The 9,381-nt window shown below is 70.9% G+C and carries 7 protein-coding genes; 4 read left to right on the top strand and 3 right to left on the bottom strand.

Annotated elements, in window-relative coordinates:
* Positions 1–141: 141 nt before the first annotated feature.
* Both FM051_RS29490 and FM051_RS29485 read right to left on the bottom strand, forming a co-directional pair.
* Positions 142–1,725 (bottom strand): WXG100-like domain-containing protein, encoded by a 1,584-nt coding sequence (locus FM051_RS29490; RefSeq protein ID WP_158848983.1) that lies wholly within the window; start codon positions 1,723–1,725, stop codon positions 142–144.
* Position 1,726: 1 nt separating this feature from the next.
* Entirely contained in the window at positions 1,727–2,047 is a 321-nt protein-coding gene (locus tag FM051_RS29485; RefSeq protein WP_158848981.1) for a hypothetical protein, read from the bottom strand.
* A 94-nt stretch (positions 2,048–2,141) separates the two neighbouring features.
* Here FM051_RS29485 and FM051_RS29480 point away from each other — a divergent pair, with 94 nt between their 5' ends.
* Both FM051_RS29480 and FM051_RS29475 read left to right on the top strand, forming a co-directional pair.
* A complete protein-coding gene (locus FM051_RS29480; protein ID WP_158848979.1) occupies positions 2,142–3,710 on the top strand; it encodes a deoxyguanosinetriphosphate triphosphohydrolase family protein in 1,569 nt (522 codons plus the stop codon).
* Positions 3,711–3,854: 144 nt separating this feature from the next.
* On the top strand, positions 3,855–6,647 hold the full coding sequence (locus tag FM051_RS29475) for a S8 family serine peptidase (RefSeq protein ID WP_158848977.1): 2,793 nt from the start codon (positions 3,855–3,857) through the stop codon (positions 6,645–6,647).
* Between the two features lie 63 nt (positions 6,648–6,710).
* Here the strand turns inward: FM051_RS29475 and FM051_RS29470 are convergent, their stop codons facing one another.
* Positions 6,711–7,688 (bottom strand): hypothetical protein, encoded by a 978-nt coding sequence (locus FM051_RS29470; RefSeq protein WP_158848975.1) that lies wholly within the window; start codon positions 7,686–7,688, stop codon positions 6,711–6,713.
* 313 nt (positions 7,689–8,001) lie between these two features.
* On the opposite strand from FM051_RS29470, the gene FM051_RS29465 reads away from it, so the two are divergent.
* Together FM051_RS29465 and FM051_RS29460 are read left to right on the top strand one after the other, a co-directional pair.
* Entirely contained in the window at positions 8,002–8,577 is a 576-nt protein-coding gene (locus tag FM051_RS29465) for a hypothetical protein (RefSeq protein WP_238412730.1), read from the top strand.
* A 90-nt stretch (positions 8,578–8,667) separates the two neighbouring features.
* Positions 8,668–9,348, top strand: a complete 681-nt coding sequence (locus FM051_RS29460) for an acVLRF1 family peptidyl-tRNA hydrolase (RefSeq protein WP_158848973.1) — start codon at positions 8,668–8,670, stop codon at positions 9,346–9,348.
* Positions 9,349–9,381 lie beyond the last annotated feature (33 nt).

The raw sequence follows: 9,381 nt of genomic DNA, 5'->3' as shown, positions 1-9,381 counted from the left end.
GTAGTTAAGCCTTCCAGCGCCGATGGTACTGCACTCGTGAGGGTGTGGGAGAGTAGGACGCCGCCGAACATTCTTTCCCTCAGGGGCACCCGATACGGTCGGGTGCCCCTGAGGGCTTTTTTGCGTTCCTCCGACGGCGTGCTACCGGTTGTCGACGATGATCTGCCCTATCTCGTCGATCGTGGGGTGGTCCTTCTCGAACGGCGCGCTGTGGGGGTGCGGCGTCTCGCCCCTTGCGTTCACCCAGTCCGGCGGGGACTCGAAGACCCGGGCGCCGAAGTCCGGGTTGGCCGGGTCGCGGCCGTGGAACGGGTCTACCGTCGGTGGTCTGCGTTCGAAGATGTTCGGGTTTTCCACCGGGAACTCCGGGTTGGAGATGCTGATCGGGTCGCCCGGGGCGGTGGTGGCGTGCACGCGCTGCCCCACCTCGGCGGGGTCGACCCCGTCCAGCCTGAGTTCGCTGACGTGCTGAGTGCCCGCGCCGGGACTGGACACCAGGACCACGTCGTCGGCGGCTAGGCCGTGATCGCGGGCGGTCTGCCCGATCGTCGTCGTGCCGTAGCTGTGGCCCACCGCCGTGAGGTGCGCTTGGGGGTTCGTGGCGCGCAGACCGTCCTGGAACCGGTTGAGCGACTCCTCGGCGTTGTCGGCGTAGACCGGGCTGGCCGCCGCGGGAAAGATGTTGTCGGGTGCGTCGTAGCCGATCCAGGTGATGACGGCGGTCGACTCCTCCGCAGCCCTCCCGGCGGCTTCGGCCAGCAGCCTCGCCCGGTCGATGTCGCCACCGGCCTGGTGCAGTTCGGCCAGGGTTCCGGGCACGTACGTCGCGACGTTCTGCGCCGTGTCGGGGTTGCCGTAGGACACGATGATCTTGCCGTCGTCCGCGGTGTCGAGGCCGAGCAGGTAGTAGTTCTTGTCCATCGCGAACACGCCCCGCAGGCGCTCCAGCTCGGTTATCTGCTGGTCCAACTGCGTGAGGCGGCCGTTCTCCTGCTCCCACCGCTCCGGCTGGCGCGTGAACGCGTCGGCGAGCCGGTCCCGCTCCGCTCGCAGCGCGGCGATCTCGCGGTCGAGCACGTTGCGGTTGGCCTGGTCCCGGTCGGTGGCGGGGATGCCGTCGAGGTTGCGGACCAGGTCGGGGGAGTTCTTCACGATGTCCGCGCGTTCGCCCTCGCTCAGCGACCGCCACCAGGTGTTGACCTCCTGCGGGCTCGCCCCCGGCGGCGGGGGAGGTGTCTGCCCCACCGGCGGCCCGCCGGTGACCCGCCCGGCGGCGTCGCCGATCAGCTTGTTCACCTCGCCCGCGAGCTGCTGGGCGAACGCGTTCCGCTGCAGTTCCAGCACCTCGGGGCCGAGCCCGCCGTCGGTGATGCGCGCGTACCGGTCGGCGTTGGCGTCCAGTAGTGCCACGATCGAGTTCTTGGTGGTGGTCACCTCGTTGCCGAACGCCTCGGCACGCCGTGCCAGCTCCGCCATGTCCGCGCCGGTGGTCTCCGCGCGGCGGAGGTGGTGCTGGACGATGCCGGTGAAGACCGTGCCCGCCGCGTCCGGCCAGTCGGCGGCCATGGAGGTCATGCTGTGCTGGGCCGCGTTGGTGTACTCGGTGCCGACGCGGCGCCAGCTGTCGGCCAGCGCGCGCACGGTGTCCTCGTTCGGCTGGGGCCAGGTGGCGCCCATCGATCGCGCCCGCGCCCACAGTTCGGTGTCCGGTTCGAGCATGGCCATGTCAGCCCTCACCCGCCAAGGCGGCCTTGGACCGCTGGTCGGCGGCGACGTAGTCGACCACGGCGTCGTGGCCGGTGCGGCCGTCGGCCAGCAGCATCTCCGGCACCAGGTCCGCGACCTGCCGCACTTTCGCCGAGTCGGCGTCGTAGACGTGGTGGAAGGCCTGCCCCAGGACGTCCGTGCCGATGCCCGCCTCGCCCGCGGACAGCCCGGCCTGCCCGGCACGCCACGCGGCGGCCATGTTCTCGCCGGTGCCGGTGATGCGGTGCAGGGCGGGTTCCACCGCGTCGATCTGCATGTGCGCGAAACCACCGTTTGACATGGGCACACGGTGGCGCACGACGTCCGGACGCGGCGGTGTGGTGGCCGGTACCGGTCACGCGACGGGGCGGGCCGGTGCGACTACGTTCCTTGCCATGCACCACGAGCCCGTCGACCCCCGGACGCAGCGCCGATCCGGTGGCAACGCCTCCGTCCAAGCCGATCTCGCGACGAGCCCGTTCCGGGTCGACCGGGACCGGGTCGCCAGCTCGCCGTTCTTCGCGCGCCTCGGCGGCGTGACGCAGGTCGTCAGCTCGACCGGCTCCGGTCTGCTGGTGCACAACCGCCTCACGCACAGCCTGAAGGTCGCCCAGGCGGCACGGGCCGTCGCCGAACGCCTCAACGCCCGTCCCGACCTCGTCAACCTGCTCGACAAGCTCGGCGGCTGCGACCCGGACGTGGTGGAGGCCGCCTCCCTGGCCCACGACCTGGGGCACCCGCCGTTCGGGCACCTCGGTGAGCAGGTCCTCGACCGGTTGGCACGGCACCGGTTCGGCCTGTCCGACGGGTTCGAGGGCAACGCGCAGTCGTTCCGCATCGTCACCACCACGGACGTGCGCGGCCCGGCGGCGGTCGGGCTCGACCTCACGGTGGCGGTGCGCGCGGCGATGCTCAAGTACCCGTGGACGCGCCTGTCGTACCCCCGGCCGCACCCCAAGGACCTCGCCGCACCGCCGCGTGGCGCCGCCGAACCGGCCGACGCGCCGGGCACGGGTTCCAGCAAGTTCTCCGCCTACGTCACCGAACTCGAGGACGTCGAGCAGTCCCGCGCGTTCTACGTGGGCAGGTTGGAGCCGTGGCAGCAGACGGTCGAGGCGTCGGTCATGGACACCGCCGACGACATCGCCTACGCCATCCACGACCTGGAGGACTTCCACCGCGTGGGCGTGCTCCAGCACGCCGCCGTGTCCACCGAGCTGAACACGTGGCTGGACCACGCGGTCGAGCTGGCCGGTCTGAGCGCCGCCGACCTCGCCGCCCAGGAACGCCGACCCGGCCGTTCGCTGGAGGCGCTGCGCCGCCGGCTGCACGCCAAGGACTCGTGGGCGGTGCACGACGACGCGTTCGCGCACGCCGTGGCGAAGGTGCGGGCCGAGTTGGTCGACGGTCTGCTGGCGGTGCCGTTCGACGGTTCGGTGGAGGCGGAGCAGGCCGTGGCGGGGTTCTCCGCCCGCTGGACGCGCCGGCTGGTCGACTCGGTGGGTGTGGTCGAGGAGCCGACGACCCGTTCCGGGCACGTGGTGCTGGCGGTGCCGCAGTGGCACGAGGTGCAGGTGCTGAAGTTCGTGCACCGCCGGTTCGTGCTGCTGCGCCCGGATCTCGCGCTGCACCAACGCGGCCAGGCCCGGTTGCTGACCGCGTTGGTGGAGGCGTTGGAGCAGTGGGTGACCGACCGGCACGAGGCGAACCGGTTGCCGCGCCGGCTGCACGACCTGGTCGAGTTGGCGGGCGCCGAGTACGCGGCACTCGCCCGGACGGACCCGTCGGTGCTGGTGGGCGCCACGGGTGAGACACCGTCCGGACCGGACGCGGTCCGGGCGCTGGCGCGAGGCCGGGCGGTGGTCGACTTCATCGCCTCGCTCACGGACAACCAGGCCGCGGCGCTGCTCGACGCGTTGTCCGGACGAACCGGTCAGCTGTGGACAGATGCTTTTGTACTGTGAACTGTGATTGGAAAAACCGTCTGAGAAGTAGGCCGAACGGTGGCAGACGGTACTTGGTCGTGCGCAATACGTTGACCCGTGGTCGGGAATATCCGACCGCTGGGCCGCGTGCGTCGGGGGCACGCCCAACTGGGGGAGACGCCTGTGCGCTCACCGAGACGTCGATTCCGAAGAGACATCCTGTTCGCGGCGGGTACCGCCGCACTGCTGACCCTGGGCGTCGTGTCGCCCGCCTCCGCTGATCCGACCAAGGCGTCCAAGGGCGTCGAGGACAAGACCGCCGCGCAGATCGCCGCGCTCCAGGACATCAAGAAGTCGCTTTCCGGCGCAGAGTCCAAAGTAGACAGCGCGCTCATCGTCGAGCAGCGCCGCCGCGCGAACTCCGGCACGTTCAACAAGCTCCCCGCGCTCCAGACGGGTGTGAAGGTCCAAAGTGGAAACACCGTCGTGGTGGACATCCGCGCCTTCAAGGTCACCGACGACCTCGTGAACGCCGTGCACGCCGCGGGTGGCGGCATCCGCTCGGTCTCCACCGAGGGTGCGACGGTCCGGGCCCAGCTGCCCCTCAACGCGCTCACCAAGCTCTCGGCCCGCGGCGACGTCCGCCGCGTCGAGACCGCGGTGGAGTTCAAGACGTTCAACAAGAAGGACCGCAAGGCCGACCAGGCTCCCCTCACCAAGGAGGAGAAGGCCAAGCAGGTCGAGGACCGCACCCGCGAGGCGCTGATCTCGGCGCAGGCGGTCAAGACCAACGAGGGCGACCGCGCGCACGCCGCCGACACCGCCCGCGGCGACTTCCACGTCACCGGCACCGGCGTGAAGCTCTGCGCGCTGTCCGACGGCGTCGACTCCCTGGCCGCGTCGCAGGCCGCCGGCGAACTGCCCGCCGGCGTGGAGGTGTTGCCCAACCAGGAGGGCGACGGCGACGAGGGCACCGCGATGCTGGAGATCCTGCACGACATCGCGCCCAACGCCAGCCTCGGCTTCGCCACCGCGATCAACGGCGACGCGAGCTTCGCCGACAACATCCGCAGCCTGCGGTTCCAGATGGGCTGCGACGTCATCGTCGACGACATCCTCTACTTCAACGAGTCGCCGTTCCAGGACGGTGTGATCGCGCGCGCCGTGGACGCGGTCACCGCCGACGGCGCGATGTTCTTCTCCTCCGCGGGCAACGAGGGCAACGTCGCGGACGGCACCTCGGGCCACTGGGAGGGCCGGTTCGTCGACTCCGGTGTGGGCGTCGGCAAGTTCGCGGGCACCGCGCACGACTTCAACCCCTCGCCCGACGCCAAGCAGGTGTTCAACCCGCTGTCGGAGAGCTCGACCGGCGTGCCCGTGACGCTGTTCTGGTCCGACCCGCTGGCCTCGTCGTTCAACGACTACGACCTGTACCTGGCGAACTCGCAGGGCAACGTGGTGACGTTCAGCCAGGGCACGCAGGACGGCACGCAGGACCCGTACGAGCGGCTGAACACGCCGACCAGCGGCTCCGGTCTGCGGCTGGCCGTGGTGAAGTTCCGCGGTGAGGACAAGTACCTGTCGCTGTCCGCCCTGGGCGGTCGTTTCAAGGACTCCTCCGACGGGCTCAAGAAGTTCGCGACGCCCGGCGTGACCCGCGGCCACTCCGCGGCCAAGGGCGCGATCAGCGTCGCGGCGGCCCCGGCGCGCGACGCGCTGCCGTCCGCCCTGGAGCCGGGCGACCCGGCCAACCCGAAGGGCCCGTTCCCGAACGCCTACGACGGCACGCAGAAGCCCGAGCGGTTCACTTCGGACGGTCCGCGCCGGATCTTCTTCGCGCCCGACGGCACCCCGAGCGAGGAGGTCCGGCAGAAGCCCGACCTGACCGCGGCGGACGGCGTGCAGACCAGCGTGCCCGGTTTCAACCCGTTCTTCGGCACCTCGGCGGCCGCGCCGAACGCCGCGGGCATCGCGGGTCTGGTCCTGTCCGGCAACCCCGGCCTCTCCCCGGCCGAGGTGCGCGAGGCGATGACCGCCACCGCGCTCGACATCGTCGAGGCCGGTGTGGACAACCGCACCGGCGCCGGCGTCGTGCGGGCCGACCTGGTCCTGGCCTACACCGGCGCCTCGCCGCAGCCGCTGGCGAAGGCGCAGAAGCCGTCCGTGGTCAACGACGCCGACGGCAGCCAGTACCTCAAGCCGGGCACCACCGCGACGATCACCGTCCCGGTGCTCAACGCCGGTGACGGCACCGCCGCGTCGACCAGCCTCGTGCTCACCACGCCCACCGCGGGCGTGACGATCGCGCCGCGGTCGAAGTACTACGGCAACGTCGAGGTCGGTCAGACGGTGACCAACACGTTCAAGGTGACCGTGCCCGCCTCGGCGCAGGTCGGCACGGGTATCCGGCTGGACGCGCGGGTGACCTTCGCGGGTTCGACGTCACCGACCACGAGCGTGTTCTCGCTCAACGTCGGCGAGCCGTCGCGTGACACCAAGACGTTCGCGTACGGCGGGCCCGCAGTGGCCGTGCCGGACAACGACGCCACGGGTGCGACGGTGTCGATCCCGGTCAGCGGGATCGGCCGCGGGGCGAAGATCGCGTTCACGATCGACGGCGACACGTGCAACGCGAACACGGGTGCGACGACGGTCGGCATCGACCACACGTTCGTCGGTGACCTGGTCGGCACGCTGACCTCGCCGTCCGGCGCGACGGCCACGGTGTTCCAGCGCAACGGCAGCACCGGCAACAACCTGTGCCAGGTCGTGTTCGACGACTCCGCGGCGCAGCCGTTCTCGTCGGTGACCAGCGCGCAGGCGCCGTTCACCGGCACCTGGCGGCCCACCACCTCGCTGAGCGCGCTGCTCGCCGAACCGGTGGACGGCACGTGGACGTTCAAGGTGGTGGACAACGCCTCGTCCGACCTCGGCTCGATCCGCGCGGTCTCCCTGAAGATCAACGGTTACGTTTAACGACCGGTTCCCTGTGAAAAAGGGCCCCGGGAGCACGCTCCCGGGGCCCTTCCACCGCGCCTGTTACTTCGGCCACTCCCAGCGGATGCCGAACACGCCGGGCCCGAAACCGAGCGCCACGGCGTGCACGCCGCCCGCGGCGTCCAGGGCCAGGTTGCGGCGCCGGGACGGGGTGTCGTCACCGGCGGGCACGCTGAACTGCTGGCAGCGGGCGGGCAGGTTCGACTGGTCGAACCGCACCTCGATCACGTACTCGCGCACCGGCAGCCGGAACTTCCGGGCGAAGGTGTTGTTGCCCGCCGGGTAGTGGCCCTCGGCGAACAGCAGCTCGTACTCCATGATGATCGTCTCGCCCCTGGTCAGGGGCCGGTCGAACATCATCTCGGCGGCCATGATGTTGGCCTCGGTGTCCTCGACCACCCGTCCCAGGTGGCAGTTGCGCAGGTTCACCACCTGCGGCAGCACGTTGGCCTGCTCGGTCTCGAAGACCAGCGCCCACCGGTCCGGGCCGTCCTGCTCGGCGCGCAGGATCTGGCGCACCCACACCGAACGCTGACCGCCGTCCGCGGCGATCTCGATCCGGTCGTGCTGGCTGATCCGACCCAGCTTCACGTCCGAGGACGTGTCCACCTTCGTGAGCAGGTTCGCCACCCGCTCGCGACGCGCCCACAGCGCGTCTATCGGCATCATCGTCGTCGGCCGCGACCGCCTGCCGCGCGGGCGCGGCGGGCCGAGCAGTGCCGACAGGCCGGACTGCGGCACGCCGAGCACGGTCTCCAGGTGGCGCAGCGCCTCCAGCGACTCGGGTCGCTCGGGTCGGCGTCGGCCGGACTGCCAGTAGCTCAGCGTCGCGACGCTGATGGTGACCCCGCGCAGCGCGAGCCGGTGCTGGATGCGGTCGAGACTCAGCCTGCTGGCTTTGATCGCGGCTCTCAGCGCCTCGGGGAACGGTCCCGTGGTGAGAAGCTGCGCAAGACTGCCGTGTCCCGCCGAGTCGAGTTCGTCGACGGACAGGTTGGGTCGACCGGCAGCGTTGGTCATTGTGACTCCCCGCTGTCATGAGATCACGCCCCAGTGACCCTACCCGCCAACGCAGGGCGTTGGTGCCTTCCAGGTGGAGTCAATGATTGGGCCATACGGGTTACGAGTTGATGGGATGGGCATCGTTCTGTCAAGTGGTGAACATCCGGGCTCTTCCCTTTGTAAACCCGTCGGTAACATTGTGCAACGGTGGGTTCGAACGAGTGCCGGCGGGGCCTTCGGACTGCTAGGTCGTGGTGATCGTCCGGGTGGACCGCGGGGGCTGCCCCGGGCCGTTGGCGGTCACTGATCCATTGGCCCTACTGTGTGCCCGGTGACCGCCGCCCAGGACCTCGTGCCCGTGCCGGAGGACCCGCTGACGGAGGTCGCCGCCGCGGTGCTCGGCGCCGGCCACCACGTGGTGATCGACCTGCTCGACGTCGTGCGCCACCACGGCGGTCCGCCGGTGGACGTGGTCCGCGCCGGTGACGACCTGCTGCCCCGGTTGGCCCACGAGAACGCGTTGGACCAGGCGCTGCTGCTGGCCCGGCAGGCGCTGCGGCCCGGTGGGCTGTTCCTCGCCGCCGTGCCCGAGCTGGACAAACTCGGTCGGCTCCGGCCCACCGCGCCGCCGCCGAAGGTGTCCGGGCGCGGGGTGGACCGGCAGGTGACCGTGCAGCTGTGGGACTGGGCGGCCGACGGCGAGTCCTACGCTCTCGAGGTCGTGCAGCTGGTGCGCGGCGCGGAGACGTGGGAGGTGGCGAACACCGTGTCGACCCGGCACCGGGTGCTGTCGCCCGAGCAGATCTCCGCCTCGCTGAGCGACGCGGGGTTCGGCGCGGTGCAGCGGCTGTCGCCCGCCGAGTGCGGGCACCCGCTGCCGGTGTGGGTCGCGGTCGCGCCGGCATGAGCGTCGCGTCGGCATGAGCGAGCTTGCGAGCGAATCGTTCAACACAGCGCACCCTGCTCTTGCCACGCCGAGCGCCGGCGAGGCGTGTGCATGAGCAGGGTGCGCCCGGTCGCCGGTGGCGGGCGGGCGGTCGAGGTCCCGCCGGAACGCCTGGAAGGGTGGTTCTCCCGGTTCGGCTCCCGGCACGGCGGGGTGGTCTCCACTTCGGTGACGCCTGGTCGTTGCGTGGTCACGGCGGTGGACGGGACTACGGCTTCCGCGTCGGCCGCCTTCGGTGAATTCACCCCTACGGGTGAGGTTGATGGTCTGGCGCTCGACGCGTTGATGGCTTATGCGCTTGCCTCGCGTCGGATCGGGCTCCTGCTGGTGCGGCTCGGTGGGCACAGCATCGGGGTGGCGCAGGACGGTGTGGTGCTCGTGTCGACTACCGACAGTCGTCAGGTGCACGGGCGCAACAAGGCCGGCGGGTGGTCGCAGCAGCGGTTCGCGCGGCGTCGGGAGGGGCAGGCGCGGGTCGCCCTCCAGGCCGCGGCGGACGACGCGGCGCGGGTGCTGGTGCCTCGGCTGGGCGAGCTGGACGCCGTCGTGCTCGGTGGTGACCGTCAGGCGTTGGACGCGCTGCGGGGTGACCGCCGGCTGGACGAGGTGTTCGCGTTGGCGTCACCGCGGGTGTTGGACGTGCCGGAGCCCCGGCGGGCGGTGCTGGACGAGGCCGCCGTCCGAGCCCGTGCGGTGGAGATCGTCGTCCGGGAAACCCGCCGGAACTCGTGACAACCCCCGCCGGTCCCAACCGCATTCATAAGG

This window comes from Saccharothrix deserti, assembly GCF_009769385.1.
GTDB classification, from domain to species: Bacteria; Actinomycetota; Actinomycetes; order Mycobacteriales; family Pseudonocardiaceae; genus Actinosynnema; species Actinosynnema deserti.
This window is presented reverse-complemented; position numbering and strand designations above follow the sequence as displayed.

Coding starts and splice junctions, on each gene's coding strand:
- FM051_RS29490 (WP_158848983.1), bottom strand. CDS start 1,725: ATGGCCATGCTCGAACCGGACACCGAACTGTGGGCGCGGGCGCGATCG.
- FM051_RS29485 (WP_158848981.1), bottom strand. CDS start 2,047: ATGTCAAACGGTGGTTTCGCGCACATGCAGATCGACGCGGTGGAACCC.
- FM051_RS29480 (WP_158848979.1), top strand. CDS start 2,142: ATGCACCACGAGCCCGTCGACCCCCGGACGCAGCGCCGATCCGGTGGC.
- FM051_RS29470 (WP_158848975.1), bottom strand. CDS start 7,688: ATGACCAACGCTGCCGGTCGACCCAACCTGTCCGTCGACGAACTCGAC.
- FM051_RS29460 (WP_158848973.1), top strand. CDS start 8,668: ATGAGCAGGGTGCGCCCGGTCGCCGGTGGCGGGCGGGCGGTCGAGGTC.